The organism is Actinocorallia libanotica (genome assembly GCF_039525175.1).
In the GTDB taxonomy this organism is placed as follows: Bacteria; Actinomycetota; Actinomycetes; order Streptosporangiales; family Streptosporangiaceae; genus Actinocorallia; species Actinocorallia libanotica.
In genome coordinates this window covers 129,587-145,031 of record NZ_BAAAHH010000016.1, presented here as the reverse complement: position 1 = coordinate 145,031, position 15,445 = coordinate 129,587, and the positions used below count along the sequence as shown (strand labels likewise).

At 73.7% G+C, this 15,445-nt stretch carries 19 protein-coding genes; 9 read left to right on the top strand and 10 right to left on the bottom strand.

Annotation, left to right across the window (positions count from 1 at the left end; translation table 11 throughout):
• Nucleotides 1–23: 23 nt before the first annotated feature.
• Nucleotides 24–1,193 carry a serine hydrolase domain-containing protein gene (locus tag ABD140_RS20310; RefSeq protein ID WP_344242465.1) on the top strand — a complete coding sequence of 390 codons (1,170 nt, stop codon included), beginning with the start codon at nucleotides 24–26 and terminating at the stop codon, nucleotides 1,191–1,193.
• Between the two features lie 108 nt (nucleotides 1,194–1,301).
• On the opposite strand, the gene ABD140_RS20305 is transcribed toward ABD140_RS20310, so the two are convergent.
• Nucleotides 1,302–1,673 carry an SCO4225 family membrane protein gene (locus ABD140_RS20305; RefSeq protein ID WP_344242464.1) on the bottom strand — a complete coding sequence of 124 codons (372 nt, stop codon included), beginning with the start codon at nucleotides 1,671–1,673 and terminating at the stop codon, nucleotides 1,302–1,304.
• An 88-nt stretch (nucleotides 1,674–1,761) separates the two neighbouring features.
• Here ABD140_RS20305 and ABD140_RS20300 point away from each other — a divergent pair, with 88 nt between their 5' ends.
• The gene (locus ABD140_RS20300) at nucleotides 1,762–2,481 is read left to right on the top strand and encodes an endonuclease V (RefSeq protein ID WP_344242463.1); all 720 of its coding nucleotides are present in this window, start codon (nucleotides 1,762–1,764) and stop codon (nucleotides 2,479–2,481) included.
• On the opposite strand, the gene ABD140_RS20295 is transcribed toward ABD140_RS20300, so the two are convergent.
• Nucleotides 2,417–3,814 (bottom strand): amidase, encoded by a 1,398-nt coding sequence (locus tag ABD140_RS20295; protein ID WP_344242462.1) that lies wholly within the window; start codon nucleotides 3,812–3,814, stop codon nucleotides 2,417–2,419. The two genes, ABD140_RS20300 and ABD140_RS20295, sit on opposite strands and share 65 nt — an antisense overlap.
• A 65-nt stretch (nucleotides 3,815–3,879) precedes the next feature.
• On the opposite strand from ABD140_RS20295, the gene ABD140_RS20290 reads away from it, so the two are divergent.
• Nucleotides 3,880–4,458 carry a TetR/AcrR family transcriptional regulator gene (locus ABD140_RS20290; protein WP_344242461.1) on the top strand — a complete coding sequence of 193 codons (579 nt, stop codon included), beginning with the start codon at nucleotides 3,880–3,882 and terminating at the stop codon, nucleotides 4,456–4,458.
• A 58-nt stretch (nucleotides 4,459–4,516) separates the two neighbouring features.
• On the opposite strand, the gene ABD140_RS20285 is transcribed toward ABD140_RS20290, so the two are convergent.
• Nucleotides 4,517–4,981: a CBS domain-containing protein gene (locus tag ABD140_RS20285; protein WP_344242460.1), complete on the bottom strand. Its 465-nt coding sequence runs from the start codon at nucleotides 4,979–4,981 to the stop codon at nucleotides 4,517–4,519.
• Nucleotides 4,982–5,143: 162 nt separating this feature from the next.
• On the opposite strand from ABD140_RS20285, the gene ABD140_RS20280 reads away from it, so the two are divergent.
• A complete protein-coding gene (locus ABD140_RS20280) occupies nucleotides 5,144–5,776 on the top strand; it encodes a PaaI family thioesterase (protein ID WP_344242459.1) in 633 nt (210 codons plus the stop codon).
• Here the strand turns inward: ABD140_RS20280 and ABD140_RS20275 are convergent.
• Entirely contained in the window at nucleotides 5,763–6,641 is an 879-nt protein-coding gene (locus tag ABD140_RS20275) for a TIGR03619 family F420-dependent LLM class oxidoreductase (RefSeq protein WP_344242458.1), read from the bottom strand. The genes ABD140_RS20280 and ABD140_RS20275 overlap by 14 nt on opposite strands.
• A gap of 89 nt (nucleotides 6,642–6,730) precedes the next feature.
• Between ABD140_RS20275 and ABD140_RS20270 the strand changes: the two genes are divergently transcribed.
• From ABD140_RS20270 to ABD140_RS20250, 5 genes are all read left to right on the top strand, one after another.
• Nucleotides 6,731–7,777, top strand: a complete 1,047-nt coding sequence (locus ABD140_RS20270) for a hypothetical protein (protein ID WP_344242457.1) — start codon at nucleotides 6,731–6,733, stop codon at nucleotides 7,775–7,777.
• 166 nt (nucleotides 7,778–7,943) lie between these two features.
• A complete protein-coding gene (locus tag ABD140_RS20265) occupies nucleotides 7,944–8,402 on the top strand; it encodes a hypothetical protein (protein WP_344242456.1) in 459 nt (152 codons plus the stop codon).
• A gap of 16 nt (nucleotides 8,403–8,418) precedes the next feature.
• Nucleotides 8,419–9,165: a HipA family kinase gene (locus tag ABD140_RS20260; protein WP_344242455.1), complete on the top strand. Its 747-nt coding sequence runs from the start codon at nucleotides 8,419–8,421 to the stop codon at nucleotides 9,163–9,165.
• 35 nt (nucleotides 9,166–9,200) lie between these two features.
• Nucleotides 9,201–9,584, top strand: coding sequence for a DUF3037 domain-containing protein (locus ABD140_RS20255; RefSeq protein WP_344242454.1), 384 nt, complete (start codon nucleotides 9,201–9,203; stop codon nucleotides 9,582–9,584).
• Nucleotides 9,581–10,408 carry an NAD(P)H-binding protein gene (locus tag ABD140_RS20250; protein ID WP_344242453.1) on the top strand — a complete coding sequence of 276 codons (828 nt, stop codon included), beginning with the start codon at nucleotides 9,581–9,583 and terminating at the stop codon, nucleotides 10,406–10,408. Before ABD140_RS20255 ends, ABD140_RS20250 begins: the two co-directional genes overlap by 4 nt.
• On the opposite strand, the gene ABD140_RS20245 is transcribed toward ABD140_RS20250, so the two are convergent.
• Genes ABD140_RS20245 through ABD140_RS20220 form a run of 6 tightly spaced genes read right to left on the bottom strand, consistent with a single transcriptional unit; the run spans nucleotide 10,392 to nucleotide 15,407 of the window.
• Nucleotides 10,392–11,405, bottom strand: coding sequence for an SDR family oxidoreductase (locus tag ABD140_RS20245; protein WP_344242452.1), 1,014 nt, complete (start codon nucleotides 11,403–11,405; stop codon nucleotides 10,392–10,394). The two genes, ABD140_RS20250 and ABD140_RS20245, sit on opposite strands and share 17 nt — an antisense overlap.
• Entirely contained in the window at nucleotides 11,402–11,959 is a 558-nt protein-coding gene (locus ABD140_RS20240; protein ID WP_344242451.1) for a TetR/AcrR family transcriptional regulator, read from the bottom strand. Before ABD140_RS20240 ends, ABD140_RS20245 begins: the two co-directional genes overlap by 4 nt.
• Nucleotides 11,960–12,003: 44 nt before the next feature.
• Nucleotides 12,004–12,852 carry an ABC transporter permease subunit gene (locus ABD140_RS20235; protein ID WP_344242450.1) on the bottom strand — a complete coding sequence of 283 codons (849 nt, stop codon included), beginning with the start codon at nucleotides 12,850–12,852 and terminating at the stop codon, nucleotides 12,004–12,006.
• Nucleotides 12,849–13,814: an ABC transporter ATP-binding protein gene (locus ABD140_RS20230; RefSeq protein ID WP_344242449.1), complete on the bottom strand. Its 966-nt coding sequence runs from the start codon at nucleotides 13,812–13,814 to the stop codon at nucleotides 12,849–12,851. Before ABD140_RS20230 ends, ABD140_RS20235 begins: the two co-directional genes overlap by 4 nt.
• Complete coding sequence (locus ABD140_RS20225; protein ID WP_344242448.1) at nucleotides 13,811–14,896, bottom strand: hypothetical protein; 1,086 nt, start codon at nucleotides 14,894–14,896, stop codon at nucleotides 13,811–13,813. The genes ABD140_RS20230 and ABD140_RS20225 overlap by 4 nt, the downstream gene beginning before the upstream one ends.
• Nucleotides 14,880–15,407, bottom strand: coding sequence for a sigma-70 family RNA polymerase sigma factor (locus tag ABD140_RS20220; RefSeq protein ID WP_344242447.1), 528 nt, complete (start codon nucleotides 15,405–15,407; stop codon nucleotides 14,880–14,882). Before ABD140_RS20220 ends, ABD140_RS20225 begins: the two co-directional genes overlap by 17 nt.
• Nucleotides 15,408–15,445 lie beyond the last annotated feature (38 nt).

Here is a 15,445-nt window from a genome sequence, read left to right as displayed (position 1 = left end):
TTCTGGTGCTTTGTGGAGGAATGATGGGATCTGGCCAGGTGGTCCAGGGGCACTGCGATCCGGCGTTCCGCGGTGTCCGCGAGGTCTTCGAGGCGCAGTTCGCCCAGGGCCGCAACCTCGGCGCGAGCGTCGCGGTGTTCGCCGGGGGGCGGCCCGTCGTCGACCTGTGGGGCGGAATCGCCGACGCGCGGACCGGGCGCGTCTGGGAGCGGGACACGCCCTGCCTCGCCTTCTCCTGCACCAAGGCCGTGACCGCCGCCGCCGCGCTGCTGCTGGCCGAGCGCGGCGAGGTCGCGCTCGACCGGCCCGTGTCCGGCTGGTGGCCGGAGTTCGGCGCGCACGGCAAGGAGGAGATCACCGGCGAGCACCTGCTCACGCACCGGGCGGGGCTGCCCGCCTTCGCCCGGCCGGTCAGCGCCGAGGAGGCCGCCGATCCCGCCGCGATGGCGGACCTGCTGGCGGGCCAGGCGCCGGAGTGGGCGCCGGGCGACGGGCACGGCTACCACGCCCTCACCTACGGCTGGCTGGCCGGGGAGATCGTGCGGCGCACGGCGGGGATGCCGGTCGGGGAGTTCGTCCGGCGCGAGTTCACCCCGGGCCTGTGGATCGGCACGCCCCCGGAGATCACGGCCAAGGCGGCGAGGCTCTCCGCGACGGGCCGCCCGCCGGCCGGCGCCACCGACCCGCAGCCCGACGAGCGCTCGGGCGCCGACCTGCTGACCCGCCTGGCCGAGGCCTACCTCGACCCTCAGTCCCTGCTCAACCGCGCGCTCCACAACCCCTCCGCCTCCTACAACAAGCCGGTCGTGCTGCAGGGCGGCTGGCCCGCGGCGGGCATGGTCGCCACCTCCCGCGACCTGGCCGCCTTCTACGACGCGCTGATCGGCGGACGGATCCTGCGCAAGGAGACCCTGGCGGAGGGCATCCGGGAACGGGTGCGCGGCGCGGACCGGGTGCTGCTCGTGGAGAGCGCCTTCGGCCTGGGCTTCATGCGCCCCGCCATGACGTTCATGACGCCCGGCGCGGGCAAGGCCACCGCGTTCGGCCACACGGGCGCGGGCGGCGGCATCGGGCTCGGCGACCCGGACAAGGAGCTGGCCGTGGCGTTCATCCCCAACCAGATGGGCGGCGGCATGGCCGGGGACCGGCGCTCCTACGAGCTGGTCAAGACGGCGTACGCGGCCCTGTCCTGACCCCGCCGCAGACGCGAACCGCGCGGCCGGTCCCCGCTGGACGGCTTCGGAAAACCAGCGGGGATGCGGCCGCGCGGCCCTCGTGGAGGGGGAGGCGAACCGCGCCGGTCACGCCCCCCGGTCACAGGAGAGGACGCGCGTCCGCGCCTTCCGGGTGCCTGTCCGGGAGGTGACATCCGGGGTACCCCCCTCCCCTCCCCCGGGTCCGGTCCGCCGGAGCAGCGGGCTGTCGAAGATCCTTCCGGCCAGCCAGACCAGCAGCGCCTGGAGCAGACCCGCCGAGGTCATGGCGGCCAGGAAGACGTCGCGGCTCTCGGGGAGCGGGAGCATCAGGGGCAGGAGCCCGGTCGGGAGGCTCGCCAGCAGCAGCCAGACGCCCTCCAGGCCGGGGTCGGCGCCGGGCGCCGTGTGCAGCCGGTGGGCCAGGAAGAGGATCAGCGCCGCGTACGCCAGGGCCGCGGGGGTGGCGAGCTTGACCATGCTCCGAGGCAACCAACCCGATCACCCCGGGGGTATCCGTAAAAGTACTTAGATCTCGCGTTCCGCGTACTCGGTTACCCTCGCCCCCATGGACATCGAGGACCTCCACCCCTGGCCGTCCTCCGCCGAGGAGGGCCTGGCCCTGCAGGAGCGGCTGCGCGGGCTGGTCCGCGAGGAGCCGGGGCCCGCCGAGGTGCGCACCGTCGCGGGCCTGGACGTCTCCTACGCCGACGACCGGGTGGCCGCGGCGGTCGTCGTCCTGGACGCCGCGACGCTGCTCCCCGTCGAGTCGGCCGTCGCCGTGGAGCGGCCGTCCTTCCCCTACATCCCCGGGCTGTTCGCCTTCCGGGAGCTGCCGGCCCTGCTGTCGGCGCTGCGGAGGCTGGAGACCGTGCCGGACCTGCTCGTCTGCGACGGCCACGGCCGCGCCCACTTCCGCAGGTTCGGGCTCGCCTGCCATCTGGGGCTGCTCACCGGGCTGCCCGCGATGGGCGTCGGCAAGACGTTCCTCGTCGGCGAGCACGTCGAGCCGGGGCGGGAGCGCGGCTCCTTCACCGACCTCGTGCACGAGGGCGAGGTCGTGGGGCGCACCGTGCGGACGCAGACGGGCGTCAGACCCGTCTACGTCTCGGTGGGCCACCGCGTCGACCTCGACGCGGTGACCCGCCACGTCCTGGCGCTCAGCCCGTCCTACCGGCTGCCCGAGACGACGCGGCGGGCCGACCGGCTGTCGCGCGAGGCGCTCAGAGCGCCGGAGTCCGGTCCTGCCAGCGCTCCGCCTCCTGCATCTGCGCCGCCAGGGAGATGAGCTTGGCCTCCTCGCCGTCGTGGCCCAGCAGCTGCGCGCCGATCGGCAGGCCGTCGCGGCTGAAGCCCGCGGGCACGCTCATGCCCGGCCAGCCCAGGACGTTCCACGGCCACGCCAGCGGGCACAGCGCCGCGACGCCCGACTGCGTCCGCTGGTAGCCCGCGCCGTCGAACGCGCCGACCTTCGACGGCAGCTGCGCGGTGGTCGGGGTGAGCACCACGTCGGCGTAGCGGAAGATGGCGCCGACGCGGCGCCGCAGGTACGGGTCCATGCGGCGGGCCAGGGGCAGCAGCCGCCTGCCCAGGGTCCGGCCGATCCGCGCCTCCACCTCGGTGCGCGCCTCGGGCCGCGCGCCGGGGATCGAGTCGAGCCAGTCGGCGACGCCGACCGTGCCGCGCGGGACGAGGCCGAGGGCGACGACCCCGTAGTCGGGGTCGGCGGGGAAGACCTTGTGCCCGAGGTCGGTGAGCAGCCGCGCCGTGCGCTCGACCGCCAGGCGGATCTCGGGGTCGATCCTGCCGGGGACGCCGAGCGCCGTCTTGAAGGAGACGGCGATGCGCAGCCTCCCGGGGTCGCGCCGCGCGGCGTCGGCGAAGGGGGTGCGCGGCGCGTCGAGGCGGTAGGCGTCCTCGGGGTGGCTGCCGGTGAGGACGTCCAGGAGCAGCGCGGCGTCCTCGACCGTGCGGGCCAGCGGGCCCCAGACCGTCAGGCCGTTGAAGGGGTCGGTGTGCGGGTATCCCGAGACGCGGCCGCGCTGGGGCTTGATGCCGACGAGGTTGGTCCAGGCCGCGGGGATGCGGATGGATCCGGCGCCGTCGGAGCCGACGGCGGCCGGGACCATGCCCGCCGCGACCGCCGCGGACGAGCCGCCGGAGGAGCCTCCGGGGGTGAAGCCGAGCTTCCACGGGTTGCGCGCCGCGCCGTAGCCGGGCGACTCGCTGAACGGCCACAGGCCGATCTCGCACGTGCGCGTCTTGCCGACGATGACCGCCCCGGCCTCGCGCAGCCTGCGCACCTGCTCGGCGTCCCGCTTCACCGGCTCGTGGTCGCCCTGGACCGCGAACGGCGTCGTCTCGCCGCACACGTCGGTGTCGTCCTTGACGGCGACGGGCACGCCCAGCAGCGGCAGCCGCTCCCCCGCCGCCAGCCGCCGGTCGGCCTCGGCCGCCTCGGCGCGGGCCGCCTCGTACCGCACGATCCGGAAGGCGCCCACCCGTCGGTCCACCTCGTCGATCCGGGCGAGGGAGGCCTCCACCAGCTCCTTGGCGCTCACCTTCCCCGACGCCGCCAGCTGCGCCTGCTCGGCCAGCCCCTTGTACGCGAGTCCGCTCACCGTCTCCCTTTCTCGTTCGTTCGAACGAACGATAGGCTGGAGCCCGCCGCCTTGGGAAGAGGGTCATGATGAACGAAGCACGCGAGCGCATCCTCGACGCCGCCCTGCGGCTCATCGGCGAGCGGGGCGTCGGCGGGCTCAGCAACCGGGCGGTCGCCGCCTCGGCGGGGGTCTCCCTGGGCACCCTGACCTACCACTTCGGCTCCCAGACCGACCTGCTGCGCGAGTGCCTCGACCGCTTCGTCGACACCGAGCTCGACCGCATCACCCGGACCGCCCTCGCCCTGGCCGGCGACGTCCGCTCCCCCGAGCAGGCCGCCGACGAGGCCGAACGGGCCATCGTCGCCTTCACCAACGAGCCCGAGCAGATAGCCAACCTCGAACTCCACCTGCAGGCGGCCCGTGATCCGGCCCTGCGGCCCGCCGCCGAACGCTCCCTCGCCGCCTACGACCGGCTGGCGACGTCGATCCTCACCGCCCTGGGCGTCCCCGAGCCCGAGCGCCACGCCCCCACGGTCGTCACCCTGCTGTACGGCCTGGCCGTCCGCCGCCTCGCCACCGGCGACGCCGCCGCCACCGGCACCGCCGAGGCCCTGCGCACCGTCCTCACCGGCGTCCTCGCCGAGGCCGCGCGGAGCTCCTGAGAGCCGCCGGGCACGCGGAAGGCCGCGGGCGTGCGCCCGCGGCCTTTCCGCGCCGCTCCTACTTGCCGCCGCCGGCGCCGCGCTTGCCGCCCGCCCGCGCGTAGATGCGGTGGACGAACTCGGCGAGCTGGGCGTCGGGCAGGTTCCGCGCCAGGTCCGCCTCGCTGATCATGCCGACCATGCGGTTGTCCTTGATGACCGGCAGGCGCTTGACCTGGTTCTTCTCCATCACCTCCAGCGCCTCCTGGACGGTGGTGTCCGGGGACACCGAGTACAGGCCGGAGGAGAGGTCCCCCGCGGTCACCTGGGACGGGTCGTGCCCGGCCGCGACGCACTTCACGACGATGTCGCGGTCGGTGACGATGCCCTCGAAGCGCTGGTCCGCGCCCATGATCGGCAGCGCGCCGACGCCCTCCTCGCGCATGAGCTGGGCCGCGCGGTCCAGCGTCTCGTGCGCCGGGATGGTGCAGCAGCTCTCCGTGCTCATCAGGTCGCGGACGTGGTCCTGCATCTTGGTGGTCATGGATCTCCCCCCGAGAACGGTCGTGACACCAGGGGGAGCACTACCCTCAGGAATCTTTACAAAAACACACAAATCACCCAAACCCCACCCACCTCCACGAGCAGGCGGGCGGGTGGTTTTAGAATGATGTTCTAAAACCCCCAGGACCCTGCAGGAGTGCCGATGTCGGGTACCCGTACCCACCCGATCTTCACCATCCAGCCGCGCGAACCCGTGAGCGAGCGGCGCATCGCGCACCTGTCGCGCCTCGCGGCCCGGGTGCGGGAGCTGAACGAGTCGGTCGTCCTCACCGAGCTCCCCGAGGAGGAGCTCGACGAGATCGCCGCGCAGGCGGAGGCGCTGACCGCCCGGCTCCGCACGGCGCGCCGCGCCGCCCCGCCCGTCGTCACCAACGGGGCGGGCGGCATCATGCAGCAGCTCGCCGGCCCCGTCAACGGCGTCCTCAACCCCATCGCCCCGCCCTGCGAGGTCCAGTTCCTCCCGGACGGCACGGTGCGCTCGGAGTTCACCCTCAACTCCGTCTACGAGGGCCCGCCCGGCATGGTCCACGGCGGCGTCAGCGCCATGATCCTCGACCAGCTCCTCGGCATGGTCGCCGACCACAACGGCACCCCCGGCCTGACCGCCTCCCTGGAGCTGCGCTACCGCCGCCCCACCATGCTCGACGAGCCCCTCGTCGCCGAGGCCCGCATCGACCGCGTCGAGGGCCGCCGAGCCCACGCCGCCGGCCGCATCCTCAACACCGAGGGCAAGCCCACCATCGAAGCCACCGCCATGTTCATCATGCCGATGTGAGGTACTTCCGGTAGGAGTCGAGGAGGGGGAGGACCTCTTCGCGGGTGCCGCCCTGGACGCGGAGGACGACCTCCTCGATGCCCAGGGAGGCGTAGTACTCCAGCTTGGCGGGGGTGGGCAGGGTGCCGAAGGGGATGATCGAGAGGGTCGAGGGGTCGCGGCCCGCCTTCTCGCAGGCCAGGCGGAGGCGGGGCTGGGCCTCTCGGATGCCCGCCCCGCCGATCGGGAGCCAGCCGTCGCCGTATTCGGCGATCGCGTCGAACAGCTTCGGGCCGGCCGCGCCGCCGAGGAGGACCGGCACGTCCGCCTTGGGCCAGGCCCAGCTCGGCTCGAAGGAGACGTGCTCGCCGGTGAACACGGCGACCTCGTCCCGCCACAGCGCGCGCATGGCCAGGACGTGCTCGCGTGCCTGGTCGCGGCGCGCCGACCACACGACGCCGTGGTCGGCCGCCTCCTCCTTGTTCCAGCCGAATCCCATGCCCAGCGTGAAACGGCCCCGCGCCAGGTGCTGGAGCGTCGCCACGGCCTTGGCCGTCACCAGGGGCTCGCGCTGGGCCGGCAGCAGGATGCCCGTTCCCAGCGTGATCGTGCTCGTCACCGCGGCCGCCGCGGCCAGCGCCACCAGCGGGTCCAGCGTCCGCGCGTACTCCTCGGGCAGCGTCGCGTCGCCCGAGGTGCCCTTCAGGCGGCCCTCTCCGGTTCCGGACGCCTCCGGGGACGCCGGGGCGGACGTCCGCCGCGACACGGGAATGTGCGTGTGCTCGGGCAGATAGAGGGACGAGAACCCGCGCTCCTCCGCCGCGACCGCCAGCTCGTGCGCCGCCACCGTCCGATCGGTGGCGAACATCGTGATTCCCAGCCGCATGAGTCCCTCCAACGATCTTGACGCCGTTCCGGCGAGCCGAAATCATACGGCGGCACCCCCGACCCCCTTTTCCCCGGAAGGCCGTTCCGTTGGCCCCGCAGCTCAAACGAGCCCTCATCGGCGGCATCGCCGCCCTCTCCCTCGCCGTCTCCGGTGGTTACGCGATCACCCGGATCGACGGGGCTCCCGCCACCATCCAGAACGTCGCCCACCTCAAGGCCAAGCCCGGGCTCGCCGGGCTGAAGCTCGGCAGGCGCAAGCAGATCGGCGGGAAGAAGACCTACGGCACCGTCACGCTCACCTCGCCCGCGCCCATGGGCGGCGTGAAGGTGAAGCTCGCCGCGAAGAGCCCCAAGTACATCAAGGTCCCCAAGTCGGTGACGGTCCCGGCGGGCAAGAAGCGCATGCGCTTCGCCATCGGCACCGCGGCGATCCCCCGGGTCGGCACCGGCGTCGTCGCCGCCGGGCTGAACGGCAAGGTCGTCAAGCGGAAGCTGACGCTCACCCCCCGCCACTACCTCACCCAGCTCACCCTCGACGACTACGTCGTCCGGGAAGGCGACGCCACCGGCGGCACCGTCGCACTGAACAAGTCGGCGCCCGCGGGCGGGGCGATCGTCGTGCTGGCCAGCGGCAGCGCCAAGGCGAAGGTCAAGGCCCAGGTGAAGATCCCGGCGGGCCGCAAGAAGGCGCACTTCCGGATCACGACCGGTGACGTCGGCGCCGAGACCGAGATCAAGATCGCCGCCCGCTACGGGCAGACCCTCGCCGAGAGCTTCGTGCTCGCCCCCAAGGCCGCCGAGGTCACCTACGTGCCGACGAAGTTCACCCTGCACTTCAACGAGTTCGTCGACTCCACGAAGGTCAGGACCCTCGAGGCGCACATCGACATCAACCTGCCCGCCCCCGAAGGCGGCCTCACCGTGCAGGTGACGTCCGACAAGCCGGACCTGCTCGGGCTCAGCAACGGAGGGAAGGTCACCATCCCCGCCGGGCAGACGGCCACGCCCTTCTACATCACCTACAAGGAAGTGAACCAGGTCACCCCGTTCCACTTCACCACCACCTACAACGGCGTGACGGTGAACTCCATCGTGCGCAACCTCGTCCCCAAGGGCTTCGAGGGCGCCTGGTAGGCACCGCCGACGAAGAACGATCTTTACCGAACCACTCCGTCCGGCCGCGCGTCGGACGGAGTGATCGTTTCCGAAGGGACTGCGCTTCGAGAAAAAGGGGAAGATCATCCTCGCTTACCAGTTGTGGACGGCCTGACAGCTTGGTCCGGAAAGGACGAGTACAACCATGAAGAAGAAGATGCGCATCCCCTTGGCGGCCTCGGCCGTGCTCCTGGCACCCCTGCTCGTCGCGGCCCCCGCCCAGGCCGCCGCCGGGAACATCTGCTCGGTGAAGGTGAAGGCGCCCAAGTTCCAGAAGGTCATCGACGTCCGGCCCGGCGGCGTCCGTTCCGTCTCGGCGAAGCGGCCGCACGGCGCGCTCACGGGGCGTTGGGCCAAGTACAAGAAGGCCGAGTACAACGACGGCTACTACCAGCCCTATGGCAGGAAGCACACGCGCGCCTTCGCCGAGAAGGCGACCATCTGCGTCTTCTACACCAGCGCCCAGGGCGGCATCAGCATGCGCAAGACCGGTTTGAAGGGGCTGCGCAAGGCCGTGGACAAGCCGAAGATGAACCCGCAGTGGGGCCTGCGCTTCGACAAGCGCGGAAAGATCACCCTCGCGTTCCAGATCTACCACCCCTGACGGATAGCCTGAGCGCGTGTTGCCTGTAGTCAAAGCCACCCGGTACGTCCTGCCGCTGCGCGAGGGCGGTTCGCTCCCCGGCCTGGTGGAGGCCGCCGACCTGGGCACCTACGTCGCCAAGTTCACCGGGGCCGGCCAGGGGCGCAAGGCGCTCATCGCCGAGATCCTGGCCGGCGCCCTCGCCCGCGAGCTGGGATTCCGCACGCCCGACCAGGTGGTCCTGGAGTTCGATCCGGTGATGGCCCGGCACGAGCCGGACGAGGAGGTGCAGGACCTCCTGGACGCCAGCCCCGGCTGGAACCTGGGCGTGGACTTCCTGCCCGGCTCCCTGGGCTACGACCCGCTCGGCTGGACGCCGGACGTCGGCTTCGCCAGCCGCGTGCTGTGGTTCGACGCCTTCATCGGCAACGTGGACCGCAGCTGGCGCAACCCCAACATGCTGGTCTGGCACGGCGACGTCTGGCTCATCGACCACGGCGCCAGCCTGTACTTCCACCACGCCTGGGCCAGCGCCGCCAAGCTGGTGCACCGCCCCTACGACGTGGACGACCACGTCTTCCAGCCCTACGCCAAGGACCTCCGGGGCGCCGAGGCCGAGCTGCTGCCCCGCGTCACCGAGGAGGTGCTGCGCGGGATCGTCGAGCTGGTGCCCGAGCGCTGGCTGGCGGGCGAGCCCGGTTTCGCCGGGCCGCGCGACGTCCGCGAGGCGTATGTGGCACAGTTGCTCGCCCGTGCCGCGGCGCCGAGGAGCTGGCTGCCGTGAACCAGCCCCGATCCCCCCTATCCCCAACAGAGCCCGTGGAACACACCGAACTGGACCTCTACGAGTACGCGCTGCTGCGGCTCATCCCCGATCTCGAACGCGGCGAATCACTCAATGTCGGCGTGGTCGTCTTCTGCCAGAAGCGCGACTACCTGCAGGTTCGCATCTCGGCGGACGAAAGCCGGTTGCGTTCGTTCTCACCGGGCATGAATCTCGAGCAGCTGCGCCGGGCGCTGAACGGAATCGCCGCCCACTGCGCGGGCGACGACCACGCCGGTGGAGACTCGCTCGGGCGGCGGTTCCGCTGGCTCACCGCGCCGCGCAGCACGATCGTCCAGGCCGGCCCCGTGCATCCGGGCCTCACCGGCGATCCCGGCGCGACCCTCGACCGCCTCTTCGAAAGGCTTGTTCAGCTATGACCCTGAGCCTCGGCGTCACCGGTGCGACCGGTGCCGTGGGCACGGAGACGGTCCGTCTCCTGGTGAAGGAGGGCCACACCCCCCGCCTGATCGTCCGCGACGCCTCCCGCGCGCCCGAGCTGCCCGACTCCCGCGTCGCGCCCGTCGCCGGCGGCTACCTCGACACCGAGGGCATGCGCACGGCGTTCGAGGGCCTGGACGCCGTCTTCCTGGTGTCGGCCGGGGAGTCGCCGGACCGGGTCGCCGAGCACCGCTCGGCCGTGGACGCCGCCGTCGCGGCGGGCGTGCGCCACCTGGTCTACCTGTCGTTCCTGTCGGCGGCCGAGCACGCCACCTTCACGTTCGCCCGCGACCACTGGGCCACCGAGGAGTACATCAAGGCCTCCGGCCTGGACTTCACCTTCCTGCGCCCCAGCCTCTACCAGGACCTGCTGCCCCGCCTCGTCCAGGACGGCGAGATCCGCGGACCGGCGGGCCAGGGCCGCTGCGCCTGGGTCGCCCGCACCGACGTCGCCGCCGTCGCCGCGGCGGTCCTCCCCCGCGCCGACCACCACCGCGGCCGCCGGTACGACGTGACGGGCCCCCAGCCCCTCAGCCTCGCGCAGACCGCCGAGATGATGGGCGCCCGCTACGTCCCCGAGACCGTGGAGGAGGCGTACGCCTCCCGCGCCCGCTACGGCGCCCCCGACTGGGAGGTCGCCGGCTGGGTCACCTCCTACGAGGCCATCGCCACCGGCGAGATGGACATCGTCAGCCCCACCGTCCAGCGCGCCACCGGCTACCCCGCCACCAGCCTCCAGCAGTTCCTCAACTCGCTCGGGTGAGGTGATCCGCCCAGGCGCGCAGGGCCGGCAGGACCGGCGGGGGCGTCAGGCCCGCCGCCGCCTCCAGCCTCCGTGCCGAGTCCGTCGGGTAGCGGTCGGCGGACAGGAAGCTCAGCGTCTCCGGGTCGGCCCCGGTGAGGCCGGCGGGCAGGCGGCGCAGGAGGCCGGCGGGCACGCTCAGCCGCGGGGCGCGGACGTCCAGGTGGGCGGCGACGAGGCGGATCAGGTCGTGCAGCGGCGGGGTCCCCTCGTCCAGGGCCCAGAGCGCCTCGCCGGGGGCGGCGTGCTCGGGGACGGCGGCGAGGAGGCGGGCGAGGTGGTCGACGGTGACGACCGGGACCCAGGTGCGCCGGTCGCCGGGGAGCGCGGGCAGCGCGCCCCGGTGCAGGTCGCGCACCATCTGGCCGAGGCCGAGCGTCTGGGTGGTCTCCCCGGTCGCGGAGTCGCCGATGACGCTGGACGGGTTGACCGTGTTGTACGGGACGCCCAGCTCGCGGGCCGCGGCCCGTACGGCCTGGTCCGCCTCGACCTTGCTCGCCTCGTAGGCGCCCGCCTTGCGGTAGAGCGCCGCCAGTTCCGCCGCGCCCAGCCCGTCCCGTACGGCGGCCACACGGTATCCGCTGAGGTGCACGAGCCGCCGCGCGCCGGGCAGCCCGGACGTCCAGCGCACCACTTCGAGCGCCCCGTCGACGTTGACGCGCCGCGCCTCCGCCCGGTCGAGGCCGAAGTCGAACCGCGCGCCCAGGTTGTAGACGTCCCGGACGGTGTCGAGCCCGCCGGGCAGTCCCAGGCCGGGTTTCGTGAGGTCGCCGTCCAGGACGCTCAGCCGTCCGGCGTCCCCGCCGTGCGCGGTGACCCAGGACCGCAGCTCGGCCTCTCGTGCGGCGGCCCGCCGCACGAGGACGGCGACGCCGCGGCCCTGCCGGGTGAGCTCGGGCACCAGCCAGCGGCCGATGAGTCCGGTGGCGCCGACGACGAGCGTGTCGGGGTCTTTCACGGGTGCTCCAGGAGGGTGCGGACGGCTCGGGCCGCCGATTCGAGGGGGAGGCGGGAGCGGCGGACCCGGCTGAGCAGGAGCGCGCCTTCGATGAGGGCGAAGATCTGGCCGGCGAGCTCGGCGGGGCGGCCTTCGGCCCGGACCAGGTCGGCGATGACGCCCTCCCAGGCGGCGTAGATCTCGGCGCAGGCGGCGGCCAGGTCCGACTCGGGCGGTGCTTCGACCGCCACGGCCGCCACCGGGCAGCCCTTGGTGTAGTGCGCGGCCTCCTGGCGGTCGGCCAGGCCGCGGATGACCCGCTCGATCACGTCGGCGGCGCTCCCGCCCTCGGCCGCGGCCCGGCCCATCAGCTCCTCGACGCGTCCGGCGCCGAAGCGCACCGCGGCCTCCACGAGCTCGTCCTTGCCGCCGGGGAAGTGGAAGTACAGCGATCCCCGCGGGGCGCCGCTGCGCCGGAGCACCTCGTTGATCCCGGTTCCGGCCAGGCCCTTCTCCTCCACGGCGTCGGCGGCGACGCCGATCATCCGCTGCCGTGTCTCTCGCCCTTTGCTCATGCCGAAATAATAGACCGGTCTGCATATTCCTGTCACGCCGGGGCTCACAGGTCGCGCCGGCGGAAGGACACCGCCGCCAGGGCGAGGGCGAGGACGATCCAGAGGCCGACCCAGAGGAGGTAGGCGGGGGTCGGGGACGCCGAGCTCAGGAAGGGGTGGCCCTCGAAGGCCTCGCTGAACCGCCCCAGGAGCGTCGGGTCCTGGAAGGCGTTCATGGCGCCGCGCCACAGGCCGTCGCTCGGCAGCAGGATCCGGGAGACGGTGCCGACGCGCGCCACGTCGTCGTTGCCGAGGGCCTCGCCGAGCGTGCCGACCACCCCGGCGATCCAGGTGGCGCCGAAGAGGCCGACCGCGACGACGCCCGAGGCCATCGGGGAGACGGCGGTGGACAGCAGCAGGCCCAGCGTGAGCAGCACCGCGGTCTGCGCGGCGAGCAGCGCCAGGCCGGCCGCCGGCTGCGGCGGCCAGTAGCCCGAGGCGGCGCGGACGATGAGGAACTGGGCGAGCCCGGCCACGACCACGAAACCGCCGCCGAAGGCGACGAGGCCCAGCCACTTGCCCAGCAGCACCGCCGAGCGGCGGACCGGGCGGGCCAGGACCGCCAGCACGATCCCCGACTCGGCCTCCCCGGCCAGGGTGGGCCCGGCGAGGAACGCCGTGCCGAGCGCGGCGATCAGGCTCAGCCCGAACATCACCAGGTTGAGGACCATGGCCGCGGCCAGCCGCGCCTCCCCGCTGGTGAGCCCGCCGAACTCCGAGGAGATCCGGGAGAACCCCCAGGCGCTGAGCGCCAGCAGCAGGACCGTCAGCACGGCGAGCGAGCGCAGCACCCGGCGGCGCGCGGCCTCCTGGAGGGTGAGGCGCGCGAAGGTGAGCACGGTGCGGGCGGTCATGGGCGCTCCTCGTCGTGACCGGTGCGGAGGATGTCCAGCAACCGCTCTTCCAGGCTGATCCGTACGGGTTCGACGGCGTGGACGCGCACCCCGAGGCCGACCAGGTCCGCCACGAGGCCCGGCACGGCGCCGCTCTCCTCCTCGGCGGGGAGCACGACGGTGAAGGCGTCCCCGCTGCGGGTCGTCCGGCCGACGGCGGCCAGCCGCGCCGCCGCCCGCTCGCCCACCCCGTCGAGCCGCAGCCGCAGCTCGCGCCGGCCGAGCAGTTCCGGGAGGGTGCCGGACGCGGCGATCCGCCCCTGGTCGAGGATGACGACGCGGTCGCAGACCCGTTCGACCTCGCCGATGAGGTGCGAGTTGAGCAGGACGGCGACCCCGCGCTCCCGGAGGGAGAGCAGCAGGTCGCGGACGTCGGCGCGGCCGACCGGGTCCAGGGCGCTCGTCGGCTCGTCGAGGACGACCAGCTCGGGCCGGGCGACCAGCGCGACGGCCAGCCCGAGGCGCTGCTGCATGCCCTTGGAGAAGCCGCCCACCCGGTCCCCCGCGCGGTCGGCGAGGCCGACGGTGCCCAGGCACTCGCGCCGCTCCGCCTCCGGCACCGCGACGCCCGCGAGCCGGACGTGCAGGGCCAGCACCTCGGCGGCGGTGAGCCACGGCTGGTACCGGAAGAGCTCCGGGAGGTAGCCGACGCGGGAGCGGGAGCGCGGGTCCCGCGCGGAGCGTCCGAGCAGCAGCACCTCCCCCGCGTCGGGCCGGACGAGGCCGAGCAGCATCTTGATGACGCTGGTCTTCCCCGCCCCGTTGGGGCCGAGGAGCCCCATCACCTCTCCGCGTCCGACCGTGAAGGACACGCCGTCCACCGCCGTCCGCCGCCGGTAGCGCTTGTGCAGGCCCGAGCACCACACCGCGGGCGAGGGCGGCAGGTCGGAGATCATCGCCTCCGCGTCGTGGAGTTCGGTCACGGCTCCCACCTCAGTCCGCGGGCCACCGCCAGCACCTCGTCGGCGCTCAGCGAGCCGACCACTCCGGTGACGAAGCCGCCGTCCACCCACAGCACGCCCGCCATCACGCCGTCGCGCGTGGTGAGCACCGTGCCCGGCACCCCGTTGACGTCCGCGGTGCGGGTCGTCTGCTTCCACGCCTTCACGACCAGGGGCAGCGTCGTCCCCTGGCCGGAGAAGCCGCGCAGCTGCGACGCGACGGTCTCCGGCAGGCCGGGCATGGCGAGCAGGTAGTCGCGGGCCGTCTCGAACGGGACGCCCGAGGAGTAGGCGCGGGGTGCGACCGCGCGGCCCACCATCAGCGCCGGTACGCCGCGCGCCTCCGACCAGATCGCGACGAGCCCGGGACCGGCCGTCAGCCGGAACCGGCTGCCGTCGAGGCCCGGAGGCGGTGGCGGCAGCTTCTCGCCGACGGCCTCGGCGGTCCGCGCGGCCTTGCTCGTCGAGAAGGTGAAGGTCGCGCTCACCTTGTCGCCGACCTGGAACGTCGGCTCTCCCGTCACGCCGCGGGGCGGATCGGCCACCAGGGGGACGGGGAGGCCGGTGGCCTCGCGGGCCGCGTCGGCGTCGGGGACCGCGCGCCGGTCGGCCTTCTCCTTGATGGCGACCTCGCCGTAGGCGGAGAGTTCGGGCAGCTGGAGGAAGTCGGCCTGGCTGATCGTGACCGGCGCGACCCGCTCGGTGCGGAAGACCTGCAGCCAGTCCGCGGCGGCCGCGGCGCCGACCCCGGTCAGGATCGCGGCGGCTCCGGCGACGGCGGCGACCGGGCTGCGCAGCCACGCGCGCCACCGGGAGGCGCGGGCGGCGGCCACCCGCCGCGGCTCGTCGGCGGCGGCCGCGCGGGACAGGCGGGGCCACCCTTCGTCGACGTCGGGGGCGACCTCGAAGCGCACCGCCGCGCCGACGGCCACCGCGTCCTCCCGGACGGCCGCCAGCCCGGACAGGCACGCCTGGCATCCCGCGACGTGCTCGCGGTCGGCGTCGGCGACGCCGTCCGGCTCGTCGAGGAGCCGGCGCAACGTGCCGTCAGTCGGATGACGCATGACGGTTCAACTCCTTGCGTAGGGCGGACTCGGCGCGCCGCACGGTGGTGCCCACGCTGCCGGGGGAGAGATCGAGGGCGGCCGCCACCTCGGCGTAGCTCAGGCCGCTGTGCCGCAGCACCAGCGCGACCGCCTGCCTCCGGGGCAGCCGTGCCAGCGCCGCCCGCACGCGGCGGCGCTCCTCACGGGTCACGACGGTGTCCGCGATGTCGGGTGAGACGGATTCGTCTTTCCCGGCCGCCTCCTCGCGGGAGGCGCGGCGGCGGCCGGAGCGAAGGTGGTTCAGCGCGGTGTGCGCCGCGGCGACGGACAGCCACCCCGCCGCCTCCCCCGCCGGGACCGCGGAGCGCCCGAACGCCAGGAACACCTCCTGGGCCACGTCCTCGGCCTCGTCCCGGGCGCCCAGGACCCGGGCCGCCACCGCGACGACCCGCGGGTAGGCGGCACGGAACACCTGCTCGAGATCGGGCCGGACGGCCGGCGCGGTATCACCGCGCTCTGCGGACTCCACGTCTTTCACACCTTCGAAGCACCGCCCGGGCCCCGAAT

Coding starts and splice junctions, on each gene's coding strand:
- ABD140_RS20300 (WP_344242463.1), top strand. CDS start 1,762: ATGGACATCGAGGACCTCCACCCCTGGCCGTCCTCCGCCGAGGAGGGC.
- ABD140_RS20240 (WP_344242451.1), bottom strand. CDS start 11,959: ATGAGCAAAGGGCGAGAGACACGGCAGCGGATGATCGGCGTCGCCGCC.
- ABD140_RS20275 (WP_344242458.1), bottom strand. CDS start 6,641: ATGCGGCTGGGAATCACGATGTTCGCCACCGATCGGACGGTGGCGGCG.
- ABD140_RS20310 (WP_344242465.1), top strand. CDS start 24: ATGGGATCTGGCCAGGTGGTCCAGGGGCACTGCGATCCGGCGTTCCGC.
- ABD140_RS20250 (WP_344242453.1), top strand. CDS start 9,581: ATGACCCTGAGCCTCGGCGTCACCGGTGCGACCGGTGCCGTGGGCACG.
- ABD140_RS20285 (WP_344242460.1), bottom strand. CDS start 4,981: ATGACCACCAAGATGCAGGACCACGTCCGCGACCTGATGAGCACGGAG.
- ABD140_RS20235 (WP_344242450.1), bottom strand. CDS start 12,852: ATGACCGCCCGCACCGTGCTCACCTTCGCGCGCCTCACCCTCCAGGAG.
- ABD140_RS20225 (WP_344242448.1), bottom strand. CDS start 14,896: ATGCGTCATCCGACTGACGGCACGTTGCGCCGGCTCCTCGACGAGCCG.
- ABD140_RS20290 (WP_344242461.1), top strand. CDS start 3,880: ATGATGAACGAAGCACGCGAGCGCATCCTCGACGCCGCCCTGCGGCTC.
- ABD140_RS20280 (WP_344242459.1), top strand. CDS start 5,144: ATGTCGGGTACCCGTACCCACCCGATCTTCACCATCCAGCCGCGCGAA.
- ABD140_RS20305 (WP_344242464.1), bottom strand. CDS start 1,673: ATGGTCAAGCTCGCCACCCCCGCGGCCCTGGCGTACGCGGCGCTGATC.
- ABD140_RS20265 (WP_344242456.1), top strand. CDS start 7,944: ATGAAGAAGAAGATGCGCATCCCCTTGGCGGCCTCGGCCGTGCTCCTG.